At 67.3% G+C, this 17,435-nt stretch carries 14 protein-coding genes; 10 read left to right on the forward strand and 4 right to left on the reverse strand.

Annotation, left to right across the window (positions count from 1 at the left end; all coding sequences use genetic code 11):
* Positions 1 to 1,176, forward strand: a complete 1,176-nt coding sequence (locus tag CKW28_RS07090) for a thiolase family protein (RefSeq protein WP_003927266.1) — start codon at positions 1 to 3, stop codon at positions 1,174 to 1,176.
* 29 nt (positions 1,177 to 1,205) lie between these two features.
* Here the strand turns inward: CKW28_RS07090 and CKW28_RS07095 are convergent, their stop codons facing one another.
* A complete protein-coding gene (locus CKW28_RS07095; protein WP_003927265.1) occupies positions 1,206 to 1,919 on the reverse strand; it encodes a TetR/AcrR family transcriptional regulator in 714 nt (237 codons plus the stop codon).
* 262 nt (positions 1,920 to 2,181) lie between these two features.
* Between CKW28_RS07095 and CKW28_RS07100 the strand changes: the two genes are divergently transcribed.
* Positions 2,182 to 2,979 carry an SDR family NAD(P)-dependent oxidoreductase gene (locus CKW28_RS07100; protein WP_003927264.1) on the forward strand — a complete coding sequence of 266 codons (798 nt, stop codon included), beginning with the start codon at positions 2,182 to 2,184 and terminating at the stop codon, positions 2,977 to 2,979.
* A gap of 14 nt (positions 2,980 to 2,993) precedes the next feature.
* The gene (locus CKW28_RS07105; protein ID WP_003927263.1) at positions 2,994 to 4,001 is read left to right on the forward strand and encodes a dihydrodipicolinate synthase family protein; all 1,008 of its coding nucleotides are present in this window, start codon (positions 2,994 to 2,996) and stop codon (positions 3,999 to 4,001) included.
* A gap of 71 nt (positions 4,002 to 4,072) precedes the next feature.
* Here CKW28_RS07105 and CKW28_RS07110 read toward each other — a convergent pair whose 3' ends face one another.
* Positions 4,073 to 5,788 carry a hypothetical protein gene (locus CKW28_RS07110; RefSeq protein ID WP_157997566.1) on the reverse strand — a complete coding sequence of 572 codons (1,716 nt, stop codon included), beginning with the start codon at positions 5,786 to 5,788 and terminating at the stop codon, positions 4,073 to 4,075.
* A 336-nt stretch (positions 5,789 to 6,124) separates the two neighbouring features.
* On the opposite strand from CKW28_RS07110, the gene CKW28_RS07115 reads away from it, so the two are divergent.
* Genes CKW28_RS07115 through CKW28_RS07140 form a run of 6 tightly spaced genes read left to right on the forward strand, consistent with a single transcriptional unit; the run spans position 6,125 to position 13,012 of the window.
* Positions 6,125 to 6,988, forward strand: coding sequence for an enoyl-CoA hydratase (locus tag CKW28_RS07115; protein WP_435405813.1), 864 nt, complete (start codon positions 6,125 to 6,127; stop codon positions 6,986 to 6,988).
* A gap of 55 nt (positions 6,989 to 7,043) precedes the next feature.
* Positions 7,044 to 8,255 carry an amidohydrolase family protein gene (locus CKW28_RS07120; protein WP_040548018.1) on the forward strand — a complete coding sequence of 404 codons (1,212 nt, stop codon included), beginning with the start codon at positions 7,044 to 7,046 and terminating at the stop codon, positions 8,253 to 8,255.
* A gap of 15 nt (positions 8,256 to 8,270) precedes the next feature.
* A complete protein-coding gene (locus tag CKW28_RS07125; protein WP_003927259.1) occupies positions 8,271 to 9,923 on the forward strand; it encodes an acyl-CoA synthetase in 1,653 nt (550 codons plus the stop codon).
* A complete protein-coding gene (locus CKW28_RS07130; protein WP_003927258.1) occupies positions 9,920 to 10,759 on the forward strand; it encodes an amidohydrolase family protein in 840 nt (279 codons plus the stop codon). The genes CKW28_RS07125 and CKW28_RS07130 overlap by 4 nt, the downstream gene beginning before the upstream one ends.
* Before the next feature lie 5 nt (positions 10,760 to 10,764).
* Entirely contained in the window at positions 10,765 to 11,808 is a 1,044-nt protein-coding gene (locus CKW28_RS07135; RefSeq protein WP_003927257.1) for an acyl-CoA dehydrogenase family protein, read from the forward strand.
* A gap of 10 nt (positions 11,809 to 11,818) precedes the next feature.
* Positions 11,819 to 13,012 carry an acyl-CoA dehydrogenase family protein gene (locus CKW28_RS07140; protein WP_003927256.1) on the forward strand — a complete coding sequence of 398 codons (1,194 nt, stop codon included), beginning with the start codon at positions 11,819 to 11,821 and terminating at the stop codon, positions 13,010 to 13,012.
* Between the two features lie 284 nt (positions 13,013 to 13,296).
* Here the strand turns inward: CKW28_RS07140 and CKW28_RS07145 are convergent, their stop codons facing one another.
* Both CKW28_RS07145 and CKW28_RS07150 read right to left on the reverse strand, forming a co-directional pair.
* A complete protein-coding gene (locus CKW28_RS07145) occupies positions 13,297 to 14,442 on the reverse strand; it encodes a thiolase family protein (protein ID WP_003927255.1) in 1,146 nt (381 codons plus the stop codon).
* Between the two features lie 133 nt (positions 14,443 to 14,575).
* Positions 14,576 to 15,790: a CaiB/BaiF CoA transferase family protein gene (locus CKW28_RS07150; protein ID WP_003927254.1), complete on the reverse strand. Its 1,215-nt coding sequence runs from the start codon at positions 15,788 to 15,790 to the stop codon at positions 14,576 to 14,578.
* Between the two features lie 83 nt (positions 15,791 to 15,873).
* On the opposite strand from CKW28_RS07150, the gene CKW28_RS07155 reads away from it, so the two are divergent.
* Positions 15,874 to 17,433, forward strand: a complete 1,560-nt coding sequence (locus CKW28_RS07155) for an aldehyde dehydrogenase family protein (protein ID WP_085975179.1) — start codon at positions 15,874 to 15,876, stop codon at positions 17,431 to 17,433.
* Positions 17,434 to 17,435: the final 2 nt, after the last annotated feature.

Consider the following 17,435-nt stretch of genomic DNA (forward strand, 5'->3'; position numbering starts at 1 on the left):
ATGCCCACACCCGTTATCGTCGGTGCCACCAGAACGGCCATCGGGCGGTCGTTCAAGGGAACGCTCGTCAACACACCGCCGGAGACGCTGATCACCACGGTGCTGCCGGAGGTGGTCCGCCGGGCCGGCATCGATCCGAGCGCCATCGACGACATCATCTTCGCCGAATCGAACTACGGCGGCGGTGATCTGGCCCGGTACGCGGCCGACGCGTGCGGCTGGCAGCAGGTCCCGGGCCAGGCCGTCAACCGGCACTGCGCCGGCAGTCTCACCGCGATCGGCAATGCCGCCGCCCAGATCGGTTCCGGCATGGAGCGGGTGCTGATCGCCGGTGGTGTGCAGTCGCTGTCGATGACGCCGCTGACCAACTGGCGCATCCCCGGTCCCGAGCTGAAGTTCGAGGAACGGTGGATGACGCCCACTCACGTGGAGACCCCCGACGCCCCGATGCGGGACATGTCGATCACCGTGGGCTGGAACACCGCCCAGGCCGTGGGGATCACCCGCGAGGAGATGGACGCCTGGGCGGCGCGGTCACATCAGCGCGCGATCGCGGCCATCGACGCCGGCAAGTTCGTCGACGAGATCGTTCCGTTGAAGGTCCAGCAACCCGACGGATCGGTGATCGACTTCAGCGTCGACGAACATCCCCGCCGCGACACCACCGTCGAGAAACTGGCGCAGCTCAAGCCGCTGCATCCGGAGATCGAGGGCTTCTCGATCACCGCGGGCAACAGTAGCGGCACCAATGACGCGGCGGCCGCGGTGGCGCTGGTCGACCGCGACTACGCGGAGGCCGAGAGCCTCGACGTGATGGCCACGGTCAAGGCCTGGGCGGCCGCCGGGGTGGCCCCCCGCGACACCGGGCTGGGTGCGGTCGCGGTGATCGGCAAGGTGCTCGACCGGGCCGGCCTGAAGCCGTCGGACGTCGCACTGTGGGAGATCAACGAGGCGTTCGCGTCGGTGCCGATCGCGGCGTGCCGCGAGTACGACCTCGATGAGGAGCTGGTCAACTTCTCCGGAAGTGGTTGCAGCCTCGGCCATCCGATCTCCGCGTCCGGTGCGCGGATGGTGACCACGCTGGTCTACGAGCTGCGGCGGCGCGGCGGCGGTATCGGGGTGGCGGCCATGTGCGCCGGCGGCGGCCAGGGCGGCGCCGTCGTCATCGAGGTGTAGGCCGGATCGGCGCGCCGAGCGCGGACGCCCTACTTCCGGGTGCCACCCGCGGCGCGCTCCTCGATCAGCCGTTCGGCGTGGTCGAGGATGCATTCGAGGGTGTACTCGAAGTTGCGTTCATCGGCTTCGGCCAGCCGGTGCCCCTTGGCGAGCAGCTCGGCGATGATCGGGGTGCTCGCCGGGTCGACCGCGGACGGTTCGTCCCCGCCGTTGAACAGATCCTGGGTCTTCTCGTGCAGGCGTTCGAGCACCACCGACCCCCGCACGTGCACCGACACCGCGGAATAGGTGTCGAAGGCGTCCTCCGGGGACAGCCCGGCCTGCACCAGGCTGTCGATGGCGGCCTCCATCTGCTGCAACCCGAGCTTGCGGATCTTGGTGTTGAGCGCTCCGCGGATCAGCACCAGGTCGGTGAGGATGGGGCTGCTCAGGAACGTCTTGCGCATGTTGCGGGCGTGATTGCGCAGCGACTCACGCCAGTTGCCGGCCTCCACGTACGGGGTCTCGAACACGTACTGGCGCAGCGCGCGGTTGGTCATCTCGTTGAGCAGGTCGTCCTTCTTGCGGAAGTACCAGTAGATGCTGGTGACGCCCACCCCGAGATGTTTGCCCAACAACGGCATGCTCAGGTTGTCGATACCGACTTCCTCGGCGAGTTCGAAGGCTCCGGCGACGATGTCGTCCGGATTGATCGAACCTCGTTCACGACGCCGGCGTTTGTCGGCGGTCGCCTGCTTTGCCACGGTGACTCCTGTTGTTCCAGTGTCCGCTGTCACGCCCGTTCACCGAACCGCAGTCAGGCCGGTGAGCTGCAATGATGCGTCTACCCGGAATCCCTTTCGGTCGAACGTGCCAACCGATAACGATACCGGTAGGCATCCGATTCGCCCCTCGGCAAGCGTCGCGGTGTGGTGAGTGTCGCCCCGGTCCGGGTTTCGTTACCCACCTCACCAAACTATGGAAAGCGCTATAGTAAGCCCTTCGGCGACGGACGGGAAGGATGCCATGGATCTCGGGTTCACCGATGCCGCAGCGGTGGTGGTGGGCGGCGGCCGCGGGATGGGCCTCGCGGCAGCGCAGTGTCTGGCCGATGACGGGGCCCGGGTCGCGGTCATCGGGCGGACGAGATCGATGCTGGACGAGGCCGCCGCCGACCTGGCCCGCCGGGGTAGTCCCGATGCGCTGGGGATCGTCGCCGACATCCGGGACGAGCAGCAGGTGGAACGGGTTTTCGCCGAGCTGGGGGAGCGTTGGCAGGGTGAACTCAACGTCCTGATCAACACGGTCGGCCCTGCCGTGATGGGGACGGTCGAGGAATTGTCCGACGAGCAGTGGCGCAGCGCCGTCGACGACGGCGTGCTGGGCATGGTGCACTGCGTGCGGTCGGCACTGCCGTTGCTGCGACAGGCGGAGTGGGCGCGGATCGTGAATCTCTCGGCGCACTCGACGCAGCGGCAGAGCGTCATCCTGCCCGCCTACACCGCCGCCAAGGCGATGGTGACCAGCATCTCGAAGAATCTGTCACTGCTGCTGGCCAAGGACGAGATCCTGGTGAACGTGGTGTCGCCGGGCAGCATCGCCTCGGAGGCACTCGTCGGATGGGCCGATTCGATCGGTGTCGACGGAACCGATCCGTACGCGCTGATGTCGGCCATCGACGAGCACTTCGGACATCCCGCGCACCTGCCCCGCGCCGGGCTGCCGGAGGAGATCGGCCCGGTCATCGCCTTCCTGGCGTCGCGGCGCAACTCATACATGACCGGCGCCAACGTGAACGTCGACGGCGGCAGCGATTTCGTGTGATCCCGGGAGGTGGCGTGGCAACGGCGAAGGAGGCGCGGGACTGGGCCCGGGTGGCGCTTCGCGGCATCGGCGATTCGTTGTACACGCCGTTTCGCGGCGCCGACGGTGATGAGATCGACTGGGACGCCTACCGCACCCTGGTGCGTTACTGCGTCGGCGACCTCGGTCATCAGATGCTCTGGTGCACAAGCGGGATCGCCGAGTTCTGGGCGCTGACGCTGTCCGAGCGCAAGCAGCTGCTCGAGGTCGCGATCGCCGAGGGGCGCGCGGTGAACCCGGATGTGGTGGTACAGGCGTGCACGGCGACCACCTCGGCGAAGGACACCCTCGAGTTGACCCTGCACGCCCAGGAGGCCGGGGCCGACATCGTCTACATCCAGACCCCGATGATGGAGACGCACGGCGGCGAAGGGGTGTTGCGATTCTTCACCTACATCGCCGACCGCACCGACATCGCCCTGGGCATGTTCAACTCGCCGTCCTCGGGCTATGTACTGTCACCGGCTGAGGCGGCGCGCATCTACGAGGAGATCCCGGCGGTGTGCGCGACCAAGGAGGGCGCGTTCCGGCCCGCCGCGAGCCGGCAATTGCACCAGCTCGCACCGGATCTGATGATCTGGGAGTGCGACAAGAACGTGTACCGCGCCGGCTGGTTGCGGGCCGGCATCGTGTGCCCGGCGCAGCTGGGGACGTCCGGGTATCTTTTCGAGACGCCGCGGCGTCCCGTGCTGACCGAGTACTGGCAGTTGATTCTCGACGGCCGGCTGATCGAGGCGATGGACCATGCCCAGCAGACCGGGATGGATCAGCTGGAACTCGATCTGGGTCCGTGGTTCACCTGTTATCCGGGGCGTGCGGACTACTTCACCCACTGGGGCGGGGCGTTCAAGTACGCCGCCTCCGTGCTCGGTCTGCCCATCGGTGACCATCCGCATTCCCGGCCGCCGCAGGCGGAGCTGCCGGAGGAGGCGAAGGTCCAGATCGAGGCGGCCTACAGACGGGCCGGCCTGATCCCGGCCTGACGGGGGCAAGACGCACCAGCGCCGCGCCACCCTGCTGGTGGCGCGGCGCTGGATTGCCGGTCAGCCGGCGGTTATTCGTCGTCGCTGCTCGATTCGGACCTGACCTTGGACGTGCCGGCGTTGTTGTTCGCAGCGCCGGTGTCCTGGCTGTCCGTGCCGCCCCGGTTGAAGCCGAGGTTCTTCCGGACGTTGGACTGCAGGTTCTGCAGCCCCTGCTGGACCTTCTCGGTACGCAGCTGACGCCGCTCGGCGGCCTTATCCTGCCACTGCTTCAGCGATGTGCCCTTGCGCACATTCCTGCTCGCTCCCGAGGTGATGAGCTCGCCACCGGTGGTGCCTTCGCTCGATTCCGGAGCGGTCTCGTCGGTGACCGGCTCCTGATGAGCGGTCTCCTCGGTGGCCGGCTCCTGGGTGGCCGGCGTCTCGGGAGCGTCCTTCTCGACCTTCGATTGCGCATCCCGGGCAACCTTCTGCTCGGGCGCGGATTTCAGGGCGAGCTGCACGGCCGGCTCACTGCCCGGAATGCCGGTGATCGACGCGGTCGACTCCTCGGACTCGGGTCGGGTCAGCCTGAGCACATTCGCGATGTCGGCCGGAACCTCGGAGAAGAAGAAGTTGAAGGTTCCGCGGTCCGAGAAGAGGCCGGGGAAGTAGTCGTCGGCGTTCTCCAGGTCCGACGCGTAACCGTTGATGAACGCATTGGCGATCTTGGCCGGAGCGTTGATGAGGTGGCTGATCGCGGTGTCGTACTCCGCGTTCGCCAATGCGGTGGCGGCGGCGTCGAGAATCTCCATGGTCTGGAACAGCGCGGTGACGGGTGGGGCGAGAATCGCTCGCGCGAAGTTGCCCAACCGTGCGCGCGACAGCAGGCCGGGGCCCCAGCCGTGACGGATCTCTCCGTCTTCGTCGAGTGGATCCATCCAGGTGGTGCCCAGAACGCGTGCCAGCGTCTCGGCCCCGAGATCTTCCAGGAAGTTGCCGGGAACCCGCAACGCGTCGAGGAATCCCGCCCGCTGGTCCGACAGCACATCCATCAGGAACCACAGGTTGACCTCGGCGAATGCGTCGGTGAAATTCCCCTCGGCCAGCAGCCGGATCGTTTCCTGGATCAGCGGCGGCGCCATGTGGGGAATCCCGGTGATCGTCTCATCGGTGGTGGGCTGACCGTTCTCGTCCAGCCACAGCAGCGCGCCCCGTTCGGTACGTGCCTGACGTTCGAAGAACAATCCGGCGAAGGCTTCCACCAGGGCCTGGCCGGTGTTCTGCGCCGCCGCGCTCAGGACCGGCCCGTATTTCCCCGGCGCGGCCAGCAGCGCATTCGGAATCCGCATCGGGTCGTCGATGGTGTTGCGGATGAAACTTGTGAACCGGGCCTGAACCTCGGGATCACCGAGCGCGTCCGCCAGCGCTCGCCAGTGGGTGCTCGTACGCTCGCCGAGGGTTTCCAGCTGGTACAGCAGGCCGGTCGGCCCGGTGAACACGTCCAACCAGACTTCGAGCGGATTCTGGAAGGCCGACAGTTGAACGTCGGCGACCGACGGTTCGACGCGAACGTCCGGCGGCGTGGCGGTGACCACGACCGGGGCGACGGCCAGCGCGCCGGCGGTGGCGACGGTGACACCGGCGGTGAACGCCTTGGCGCCGACTCTGCCCGCGCGGGAACGCGAGGGTTCCGACTCGCGATCCACCGGGCCGGGGTGAGCTAGGTCCACAGCATCTCCTTGTGATGTAGCCATGAATTGCCTGAATGGCGCCTGAACATTAGCTGAGGGTTGCCTAACCCACAATAGGTTCGCCTTACCTAATCAAATTTTCTGTCGTCAAGCACAGTGATCCGTGACGAGAATCACCCTCGACGCCTGTGTGGCAGCCGGGATCTGACGCCGCAGCAGCCCCGGCCGGTGTGTGCGGCGGCGGCCGCGCGAACGGGCGTCGACATGGTGACGGCGTCGCGTCTGTCGTCGTCGGCACCCTGGTCGGAGGTTTGAAAGGTCAACCGGCCGGTTCCAGCGGAAGGTGCTACCGATAGGTGTACAGTATGCGCATACATCCAGTAAGCGCGGTTGGAGGAGGGCTGACGGGTGGGTGCGTCTGACCGGGTGGCCGAACCCTTGGCCCCAGAGGTGGCCCGAGAGAATGCCCCGGCGACTGCGTCCGGGGACATTTCCGGAACTCCCGCGGTGCGCTACGAGGTCCGCGACCCCGGCGTGGCGGTGGTCACGTTCGATCGGCCGGAACGTCTCAACACCTGGGCGCGCGACATCTCGTCGGGCTTCTACGCCGCCATCGACCGGGCCGACGCCGACCCCGACGTCCGGGTCATCGTCTGGACCGGAAACGGTCGGGCGTTCTGCGCCGGCGCCGATCTCGGCTCCGCGTCCGGCGAGTCGCTCGGCGCCGGACTCCAGAAGACCGACGGAACCAACGTCAGCCGGCTGGTGGGGGAGCGCCACCCGTACTTCCTGACCACCGTTCGCAAGCCGATCATCGCCGCGATCAACGGAGCCTGCGTCGGCATCGGCCTGACCCACGCGCTGATGTGCGACATCCGGTTCGCCGCAGCCGGCGCGAAATTCAACACCGCGTTCGCCCGCCGCGGCCTGATCGCCGAATACGGCATCTCCTGGATCCTCCCGCGGCTGGCCGGCTGGGGGGTGGCCACCGAACTGCTGTTGAGTGGCCGGACCTTCCGCGCCGAGGAGGCCCACCGCCTCGGCCTGGTCCACGACGTGGTGCCGGCCGAAGAGCTGACGGAACACACACTCGCGTATGCCGAGGACATCGCCCGCAACTGTGCACCGGCGTCACTGGCCGTGATCAAACAGCAGCTCTACGGCGATGCGATGGACGGCGTCGTCGACGTCAGCGCACGCGCCGAGAAACTGATGCACGAATCGCTGCGCCGACCCGACGTCATCGAGGGAATCACGAGTTTCATCGAGAAACGGCAACCGGCCTTCCCTCCGTTGGCCCCGTCCGACCCGTGACCGTCGTGCAGAACAACACCGGCACAGCAATTCTGCGGCCTGCGAAAGGGTGATCATGACCGAACTGGACTACCGGGCGATCGACGTCGACAACCACTACTACGAACCGCTGGACGCCTTCACCAGGTACCTGCCCAAGGAGTTCACACGCCGCGGGGTGCAGATGCTCACCGACGGCAAGCGCACCTTCGCGCTGATGGGTGAGAAGGTCAATCACTTCATCCCGAACCCGACGTTCGACCCGATCATCGAGCCGGGCTGCCTGGATCTGCTGTTCCGCGGCGAGATCCCGGAAGGGGTCGACCCGGGATCGCTGATGAAGGTCGACAGGCTGGCGAACCACCCCGAATACCAGAACCGCGACGAGCGGGTGAAGATCCTCGACAAACAGAACCTCGAGACCGTCTTCATGTTGCCCACCTTCGCCTGCGGGGTGGAGGAGGGCCTCAAACACGACATCGAGGCCACCATGGTGTCGCTGCACGCCTTCAACCTCTGGCTCGATGAGGACTGGGGATTCGACCGGCCGGACGGCCGCATACTGTCGGCCCCGATGATCTCGCTCGCCGATCCCGAGAAGGCCGTCGAGGAGGTCGAATTCGTGCTGAACCGGGGCGCCAGGATCGTCTGCGTGCGGCCGGCGCCGGTGCCCGGTGTGGTGAAGCCCCGCTCGCTGGGCGATCCAGTGCACGACCCGGTGTGGGCGCGATTGGCCGAGGCCGGGGTCCCGGTGATCTTCCACCTGTCCGACAGCGGATACCTCGCCATCTCGGCGCTCTGGGGCGGAACGGGCACGTTCGAGGGCTTCGGCAAGCGCGACCCGCTCGACAACGTCCTGCTCGACGACCGCGCCATCCACGACACGATGGCCTCGATGATCGTGCATCAGGTGTTCACCCGGCACCCGAATCTCAAGGTCGCCAGCATCGAGAACGGGTCCTACTTCGTCTACCGGCTGATCAAGCGGTTGAAGAAGGCCGCCAACACCGCCCCGTCGCATTTCAAGGAGGATCCGGTCGAACAGTTGAAGAACAATGTCTGGATCGCGCCGTACTACGAGGACGACGTCAAACTGCTCGCCGAGACGATCGGGGTCGACCGCATCCTGTTCGGGTCGGACTGGCCGCACGGCGAAGGGCTCGCCGATCCGATGACCTTCACCGCCGACATCCCGCAGTTCCCCGAGTTCAGTCACGAGGACACCCGAAAAGTGATGCGGGGCAACGCGTTGACGTTGCTCGGTGCCAACGTGCCGGCGACGGCCTGACCCGGGGAGCGCACCATGGGCGAATGGACCATCGGGGCGGTTCTCGACGCGATCGCCGAGGCCGTACCCGACCGGCCCATGACCGTCTGCGGCGGCCGGCGCAGCACCTTCGCCGAGACCGCGGACCGCACCCGCCGGCTGGCGAACTTCCTGGCCGCCCACGGGTTCGGGGCGCACCGGGAACGCGCGGAGCTGGCGAACTGGGAGTGCGGGCAGGACCGCGTCGCGCTCATCATGCACAACGACCTCTACCCCGACATGGTGATCGGCTGTCTGAAGGCGCGCACGGTCCCGGTCAACGTCAACTACCACTACACCCCGCGCGAGGTCGCCGATCTGCTCGCATACGTCAAACCACGCGCGGTGATCTACCACCGCTCGTTGGGCGCGAAGTTCGCCGGTGTGCTGCCGCCGAGCGGCGCCGAACTGCTCATCGCGATCGACGACGGCCCCGAAGGCTCCGACGGCTCCGACTGCTCCAACGGCGTGGGCCTGTCCGGTGCGATCGATCTGGAAGATGCGCTGGCCCAAGGGGATGTCGATCAGCCGATCACACCGTCGCCGGACGATGTGCTGATGATCTGCACCGGCGGGACCACCGGCCGGCCGAAGGGGGTGATGTGGCGGCAGAGCGACACCTACACGGTGTCGATGAACGGCGCCGACCACGACTCGGTCGACGAGATCCACGACAAGGTGCGCCACGCCGGGCCGCCGTGGTTCGCGGTGTCACCGTTGATGCATGCGGCGGGCATGTGGACCGCGTTCGCCGGGGCGCTCAGCGGTCAGACCGTGGTGCTCTACGACAGCACCAGATTCGATGCACGGCGGGTGCTGCGAACCGCGGAGCGGGAGAAGGTCGGGCTGATGACGATGGTCGGCGACGCGTACGCCGGCCCGCTGGTGGCCGAGATGCGGCAACACCGCTATGACCTCTCGGCGCTGTTCGCGGTGGCGGCCGGCGGTGCCGCGACCAATCCGAAGCATCAGCGGGCGCTGCTCGACATGCTGCCGCAGATCACCTTCATCAACGGCTACGGCTCCTCGGAGACCGGCAATGTCGGCTTCGGCCGCAGCCAGCGAGGCGACGAGAAGGAGACCTTCGAACTGCGGGACGGGGCACTGGTGGTCGCCGAGGACTACGGCCGGTTCCTCGAGCCCGGCGAGACACAGATCGGATGGGTGGCCCGCGCCGGGCGGATCCCGCTGGGCTACTTCGACGATCCGGAGGGCACGTCCCGCACGTTCCCGGAGGTCCAGGGGCGTCGAGTGGTCATCTCCGGCGACCGGGGGTCGCTGGCTCCCGACGGCACGTTGGTGCTGTACGGCCGGGATTCCCTGGTGGTCAACACCGGTGGCGAGAAGGTGTTCGTCGAGGAGGTCGAGGAGGTGCTCCGCGCCCACCCGGGCATCGTCGACGCGCTGGTGGTGGGCCGCCCCAGCGAGCGGTGGGGGCAGGAGGTCGTCGCGCTGGTCGCGCTGCGTGGCGATTCCGAGCGCGACTCCAGCCCGTCGGCGCTGCACGCCCACTGCACCGCCGCGTTGGCCGGTTTCAAGACGCCGAAGGAGTTCATCACCGTCGACGAGATCCGCCGGCTGGGAAACGGTAAGGCCGACTACCGCTGGGCGAGGGAGGTCGCGGTGCAGAGCGCAATGAGGATGGCATGACACGAAAGGTGCTGGACTGTCTGGTCAATGTGCATTTCGGTGAGGCCGAGATGCAGCCGGCCTGGATGGAGAAGGTTCGCGACGACTATTTCAAGGGTCCGGAGGCCATGTTCGCGCCGGTCGACCTGGCCGAACTCCTCGACGAGATGGACGAGCAGGGCGTGCAGAAGGCGATCCTGATGGACAACCTGAGCAAGCCCTCGGTCACCGCGCGGAAGTTCGTCGAGGCTCGTCCGGACCGGTTCGCGCTCGCGATGGGCGGGGTCAACCTGCTGCGGCCGATACCATCGCTGCGCGAATTGGCCGCGGTGGCCGCGGATCTGCCGGTCGTCTACGCGGTGGTCGGCCCGAGTTTCTGGGGCGACGGACAGTACCCGCCCAGCGACGCCGTCTACTACCCGCTCTACACCAAATGCGCCGAGCTGGAGCTTCCGCTGTGCGTCAACACCGGCATCCCCGGCCCGCCGATCCCCGGTGAGGTACAGAACCCGATCCACCTCGACCGGGTCTGCGTCCGGTTCCCCGAACTTCGGCTCTGCATGATCCACGGGGCGGATCCCTGGTGGGACATCGCGATCCGGCTGTTGATCAAATACCAGAACCTGCGGCTGATGACCTCGGCGTGGTCACCGAAACGGTTGCCAAACAGCCTGCTGCACTACATGCGCACCCGGGGGCCGAACAAGGTGATCTTCGGCTCCGACTGGCCGGTGCTCACGATGCGCCGCGTCGTCCCCGAAGCCTACGCACTGGACCTGCCGTCCGAGGTGCTCGACAACTACCTCTACAACAACGCCGCCGAATTCTTCTTCGGTGGTCCGGAACAGGAGCGCTGACACATATGGACCGCTACGAGTTGCGCAGGCTCGACTACAGCCTGACCGAGGACCACGAGGCCATCCAGTCGGCCTACCGGGAGTTCTTCAAGGCGCACTGCCCGATCGAGGTGGTGCGCGAGGCCGAACCGGTGGGGTTCGACAAGAACCTGTGGGAACGGTTGTGCGGCATGGGCGGAAGCTCGATGGCGGTACCGGAATCCGTCGGCGGTGACGGTGCCACCCTGGTCGACCTGACTCTGGTGGCCGAGGAGGTCGGTCGGGTGCTGGCCCCGGTGCCGTGGATCGACCACGTGGTGGCGGCCCGGTTGCTGGCCGCCCTCGGCGCCGTCGACGCCGACGTGGTCGCCGGGCGGCAGATCGTGGCCCTGGACCCGGCCCTGGAGGCGGGCACCGGGTCGCGGTTGATGCCGGCCGCGGCCGTCGCGGATCGGTTGATCGTCCGGGACGGCGACGACGTGGTGGCGCTGACGTTCGCGAGCCGCCCGACCCCGGTCGACAACATCGGACGGCTGCCGATGGCGTGGGTGGATCCCGCCACCGCCGACAGTCGCACCGTGATCGGCGGCGGCCTGGAAGCGGCCGCCGCGTACCGGCGTGCCCTGTCGGAGTGGCGGCTGTTGACCGCGGCCGCCCTGGTGGGGCTGGTGGAGGAGACCATGACGATCGCCGCCGAGTTCGCGAAAACCCGTTACACGCTGGGGGTTCCGATCTCGACGCTGCAGGCGATCTCGCATCCGCTGGCGAACATGGCGATCGTGGTGCAGGGCGGTCGCAACCTGGCCCGGCGGGCCGCCTGGTTCCTCGACAACGAACCCGACGAGCGGCCCGAACTGGCGCCCTCGGCGTTCGTCTTCATGGCCGAGGAGGCTCCCAGACACGCCACGATGGCGGTGCACATCCAGGGCGGCCTCGGCGTGTCCTCGGAAGCTGCCGCGACGGCCTATCTGGTCCGCGCGCGGGGGTGGCCGCTCGCCGCCGGTGATCCGGGAGCCACTGCCAAGCACATCGCCCACCTCGTGGCGGAGCGCGAGAGCGCCCACGTCTAGGAGCAGCAGCATGGATTTCAGTCGGGTCGAACTCAGCGACGAGGACCAGGCGTTCTACCACGAGGTCCGCAGATTCCTGCGGGAAGTGGTCACCGATGAGGTGATCCAGCGCGACCGCGAGACCGGGGACAACTTCGACGAAGGCGTTCACCTGGCCCTCGGCGCCGCCGGCTACCTCGAGAAGGAGTGGAAGCCCGCGGACGAGGGCGGCTTCAGCAGGGTGCGCCGGCGCATCTGGGAACTGGAGAAGCGCCGGGCGCACGTGCCCTGGGTGACCTGGGGGACCTCGGCTCTGGTGGCGCGGTCGGTGGTCCGGTTCGGTTCCCCCGAACTGCAGGAGGAGGTGATGCCCGGGTTCTTCAGCGGACATGTGCGGATGTGTTTGGGATACACCGAACCCGAGGGCGGATCGGACATCGCGACCTGCAAGACCCGCGCCGTCCGGGACGGTGATCACTGGGTGATCAACGGTTCCAAGATGTTCACCACCGGCGCACACAACTGCCAGTACGTGTTCCTGATCACCAACACCGATCCGGACGCGCCGAAACATCAGAGCCTGACGATGTTCCTGGTGCCGCTGGACACCCCGGGCATCGAGATCCAGGGCATCCGCACCGTCGACGGGGACCGCACGAACATCGTCTACTACAGCGATGTCCGGGTTCCGGACAAGTACCGGCTCGGTGAGGTCAACGGCGGTTGGCAGGTGTTGCGTGAACCGCTCAACGCCGAGCACGGCGCGGTCGCGGCGGCGCCCGACGGTCTGCAGGACGTGTCGATCATGAATCACCAGGCCGGCTTCCTGGCGACGGCGGTGGACCGGGCCGCGGCGGCGGTGAACCGTGCCGATTCGTCCGGCCGGCGGCTCATCGACGACGGTTCGGTGGCTTACCGGTTGGGGCGCAGCGTGGCCCGGCTGGAGATGGCGTTGTCGACCCCGAGCATCTTCGGGCGGGTCGCGGTCGCCCAGACCATGCGCGACATCTCGCCCGACCTGATGGACATCCTCGGTGCGGCGTCGGCGCTACCCGTCGGCGCCGATGGCGCCGCCGACGACGGGGCGGCTGAATACGTGTACCGGTTCGCGCCGCTGGTCGGCATCTACGGCGGCACCCTGGAGGTCTTCCGGAACATGATCGCCCAGTATGTGCTCGGGCTGGGCAAACCGAGTTACGGGCAGCCGGTGAAGAAGAGCGCATGACCGTTTCGGAGGGCCGCCATGTCCGCCGGCGCAGGTAATCCGCGCCGCCGCGGTAACGAGCCACTCCTGCCGGGGGAAATTCCGCACCGCCGCCGCGGTGAATGTGCAAAGGCCACGGTCAGTGTGGTGAGGCCGCGGTCAGTGTGCAGCCATTGCGCTGAGAGTGTTGCTGTGGCGGGGTTTGGGCCGATGTGGCGCACTGGCGGCACTGCGGGGTATGTGAAGGCGCACTCGCCGCGGGACGTGCACCTTCGCCGCTGAGGTGCCGCCGCCACCGCCCGTGATCACGTTGTCAACACGGTGGCGGCCGCGGTCCCGGGTGCGCCGTAGAGTTGGGCGAAACCGACCTTCGGATTGCCCGGCACCTGGCGGTCACCGGCTTGGCCGCGCAATTGCCGTACCAGCTCGTGGATTTGGCGCAGACCGGACGCGCCGATCGGCTCACCGTTGGCGATGAGCCCGCCGTCGGTGTTGATCGGCAGCGACCCGTTGATCTCGGTGGCGCCCTCGGCCAGCAGCTTCTCCTGTTCACCGTCGGCGCAGAATCCGCATTCGGCCATGTGGATGATCTCCGCGCCGGCATCGGTGTCCTGCAACTGGATCACATCCACATCCGCCGGCGCGACACCGGACTTCTCGAACGCCGCCCGCGCCGCGTATACCGTCGGCGCCACATCCTCCTCGACCGGGGCGAAGGTGGTGTTCACCTCATAGGCGCCGTAACGGCGGGTGCGCACCTCGACCGCCCGCAGATACACCGGCTTGTCGGTGTAGCGGTGCGCGATGTCGGCCCGGCACATCACCACGGCCGCCGCGCCCTCGTTGGGCGCGCAGAACATGTACTGCGTCAACGGGTAGTTGAGCATCGGCGAATCGAGGATGTCCTGCTCGGGGATCGGCTTACGCCGGAACGCATTGGGATTCAACGACCCGTTGCGGAAGTTCTTCGCCGCAACCTTGGCCAACGTCTCCTGGGAAATGTTGTGCTCGTGTAGATAACGGTTGGCCTTCATACCGAAGAACTGGGTGGTCAGATACTGGCCGTTCTCGGCATACCAGCGGGGCATGCCGACCAGCGCCGGATCCTCGGTGAACGCGCCGCGCGGGTGCTTGTCCAGGCCGACTGCGATGCCGATGTCGTAGTCGCCCAACCGGATGCCGTCCGCGCAGGCCTTGGCCGCACTCGCCGCGGTGGCGCAGGCGTTGAACACGTTGGTGAACGGGATACCCGTCAACCCCACCATGCCGACGATCGCGTCCGGGTTGGCCACCGTCCAGCTGCCGCCGGTGGCGAACTGGATATCAGACCACCGCACCCCGGCGTCGGCGACCGCCGCGAAGATCGCGTCCACCCCCATCTGCATCGCGGTCTTACCCTCGAACCGTCCGAACGGATGCAGTCCCACACCGATGATCGCCACGTCATTCACCGTGAAAAGTCCTCTCCGTCAGGCCGGTTGAAAGGCGAGAATATTGTCGTCCGGCCGGGTGGAATCGCCGGGACCAGCGGTCTGGGCATGAATCCTCCGTCTCCGGGTATGAAATCAGTCGGCAAGCAGACAGTCAGGCGATCGCGCCGGAATCCTTCAACTCCGAGATCCGGTCCCAGTCCATGCCGATGTCCATCAGGATGAGCTCGGTGTGCTCGGAGGCCAGCGGAGCCCGGGTGGTTCTCAGCGGCTCGTGGTTGAACTGCACCGGGCCGCGCACCACCTTGAACGGCGGCCCGCCGTCCGCGGCGTCCACTTCCACGATCATGTCGTTGGCGATCGCCTGTTCATCGCCGGCCAGGTCGACCAGGCTCTGGAACGGCGCCCACTGACCCTTCATCGTCTTCAACCGTTCGCGCCAGTAGTCGAACGGCTTGCTGCGGATCGAGTCCGCGATCAGTCGGGCAGCCTCTGCGGCGTTCTCGAACAGCGGCATGACATCGCAGAAGCGGGGATCATCGGCCAGTTCGGGCAGATCCAGATGCTCGAACGCATCGCGGATGTATCCGGTCGGGCTCACGATGCACAGATTGATCGTGCCGCCGTCGGAGGTGAGGTAGTTGCCCAGGAACGGGTTGACGGTCGGCCCTACGGTGTCGGGCATCTGCGACCGCATCGTCTCCCCGGTCTCCATGCCCTGGGTGACACTGGCGCCCGCGGCCCACCAGGCGGTGCTGAGCAGCGAGACATCGATCTCGACGGCCTCCCCGGTGCGTTCGCGGTGGAACAACGCCGCCGCGATCCCACCGGCGATGTTCATCCCGCCGATTGAGTCGCCGAATGCCGGGATGCCTTGCGACAGCGCACCGCCGAGTTCCTCCGGTGTGAGTGCGTGGCCGATCCCGCTGCGGGTCCAGAACGCGGTGCCGTCGAAGCCGCCCACGTCACGCTGCGGGCCCTTGTCGCCGTAGGCGCTCCCGCGGGCGTAGATGATGCCCGGGTTCACCTCCCGGATGTGCTCGACATCGAACTTGTGCTTCTGCCGTTGCACGGGAAGGTAATTGGTCAGGAATACATCGGAGGTCTTGGCGATCTCGTAGAGCACCTCGCGGCCGCCGTCGGTGGAGATGTCGATGCCGATGCTGCGTTTCCCGCGGTTGGGATGCTCGATGAGCGGGTGGCGGTCGGGGTTGAGTTCGAAACCGCCCATGTGGATGAAGCCGCGCTGGGTGTCGCCGCGCACCGGATGCTCCACCTTGATGACGTCAGCGCCCCAGTCGGCGAGGATCGCGCCGGCCGCGGGCACGAACGTGAACTGGGCGACCTCGAGAACTCGGACGCCTTGCATGACCCGTGTCGTCTTCTCGGTCATCGGAACCTTCCGCCGTGTGCGCTGGATCACCCAAGATACTACTGTAACGTTTACCGTTGATGAATCAGTCCCGGGGAGGTGCGGTGGCCGAGGTCGTCACGCAGGAATCCAGCGTCGAACTCGGCCACCGCGCGGCGGCACGAGCCGAAACCCGGATGCTCGTCGACGGTGAACTGGTCGAGGCCGCCTCCGGCGCCCGGTTCGACAACGTCAGCCCCGCCACCGGTCGGGTCCTCGGCGGCGCCGCCGCGGCGGGCGCCCCGGACATGCAACGGGCGATCGGCGCCGCCCGCCGGGCGTTCGACGAGACCGACTGGTCCACCGACCGGGCTTTTCGGCAGCGGTGCCTGCACCAGCTACAGACCGCACTGGAGGCCGAACGTGACCTGCTGGCCGACGAACTCATCGCCGAGGTCGGCTGCCCGGCCATGACCGTCGGCAACGCCCAACTGGACTGGCCGGTCGCCGAATCGCTGCGCTATCCGGCCCGCCTGATCGACGAATTCGAATGGGAGCGAACCCTCGCCGGTGGTGGCCTGTTCGGTGAGCGCAATGTCCGTGTCGTGGTCAAGGAGCCGGTAGGGGTGGTCGCTGCGATCACCCCGTCGAACTTTCCGATCGAGGTGACCCTCAACAAACTCGGCCCCGCATTGGCGGCCGGCAATACGGTGGTGCTCAAACCGGATCCGAACACACCGTGGAACGCCACCCGGCTGGGGCGCCTGATCGCCGAGCACACCGACATCCCGCCCGGGGTGGTGAACGTGGTGCCCACTCCGGACAACGAGGTCGCCGAACTGCTGGCCACCGATCCGCGGGTCGACATGGTGTCGTTCACCGGGTCGACCGAGGTGGGCAAACACCTGCTGCGGCAGGGCGCCGAGACCATGAAGCGCAGCTTCCTGGAACTCGGTGGCAAGTCGGCGCTGATCGTGCTCGACGACGCCGACCCGGACCGGATCATCCCGGCCGCCATCGGGGTATGTGTGCACGCCGGGCAGGCCTGCGCGTCGACCACCCGGATGCTGGTCCACCGGTCGCTCTACGACGACGCCGTCGCGGCCGTCACCGCGGCGTTCGCCGCCGTGCCGGTCGGCGACCCGGCATTGCCGGGCACCGTCGTCGGACCGGTGATCAGCGCCGCGCAACAACAGCGCATACTCGACGCCTGCGATGAGGCCTGCGCGGAGGGTGCCGAGATCACCACGGGAGGAGGCGTTGTCACCGATCTACCGGATCACCTCACCGGCGGGCATTACGTGCAGCCGACGGTCGTGGTCGGGGTCGACAACAGCGCGCCGATCGCCCAGCGGGAGATCTTCGGCCCGGTGCTGGTCATCCTCCCGTTCGCGGACGACGACGAGGCCGTGCGCATCGCCAACGACAGTGTCTTCGGGCTGGCCGGTGCGGTGCTGTCCGGATCCGCCGAACGGGGGATGGCGGTCGCCCGGCGCGTCCGCACCGGAGCGATCGGCGTCAACGGCGGTATGTTCTATGGCGCCGACGCGCCGTTCGGCGGTTTCAAACAGAGCGGTCTCGGCCGGCAGTGCGGTCTGGAGGGATTCCAGCAGTACCTGGAGACCCGGACGATCGCGCACCGGGTGCCGCGGCGGCAGTGATC

Origin of the sequence: Mycolicibacterium thermoresistibile, assembly GCF_900187065.1 — a bacterium.
GTDB classification, from domain to species: Bacteria; Actinomycetota; Actinomycetes; order Mycobacteriales; family Mycobacteriaceae; genus Mycobacterium; species Mycobacterium thermoresistibile.

Bases quoted from the DNA above. Each gene is read 5' to 3' on its own strand.
- CKW28_RS07125 (WP_003927259.1), top strand. From the start codon at position 8,271: ATGGGCGAATGGACCATCGGGGCGGTTCTCGACGCGATCGCCGAGGCC.
- CKW28_RS07140 (WP_003927256.1), top strand. From the start codon at position 11,819: ATGGATTTCAGTCGGGTCGAACTCAGCGACGAGGACCAGGCGTTCTAC.
- CKW28_RS07100 (WP_003927264.1), top strand. From the start codon at position 2,182: ATGGATCTCGGGTTCACCGATGCCGCAGCGGTGGTGGTGGGCGGCGGC.
- CKW28_RS07120 (WP_040548018.1), top strand. From the start codon at position 7,044: ATGACCGAACTGGACTACCGGGCGATCGACGTCGACAACCACTACTAC.
- CKW28_RS07135 (WP_003927257.1), top strand. From the start codon at position 10,765: ATGGACCGCTACGAGTTGCGCAGGCTCGACTACAGCCTGACCGAGGAC.
- CKW28_RS07150 (WP_003927254.1), bottom strand. From the start codon at position 15,790: ATGCAAGGCGTCCGAGTTCTCGAGGTCGCCCAGTTCACGTTCGTGCCC.
- CKW28_RS07155 (WP_085975179.1), top strand. From the start codon at position 15,874: ATGAATCAGTCCCGGGGAGGTGCGGTGGCCGAGGTCGTCACGCAGGAA.
- CKW28_RS07090 (WP_003927266.1), top strand. From the start codon at position 1: ATGCCCACACCCGTTATCGTCGGTGCCACCAGAACGGCCATCGGGCGG.
- CKW28_RS07130 (WP_003927258.1), top strand. From the start codon at position 9,920: ATGACACGAAAGGTGCTGGACTGTCTGGTCAATGTGCATTTCGGTGAG.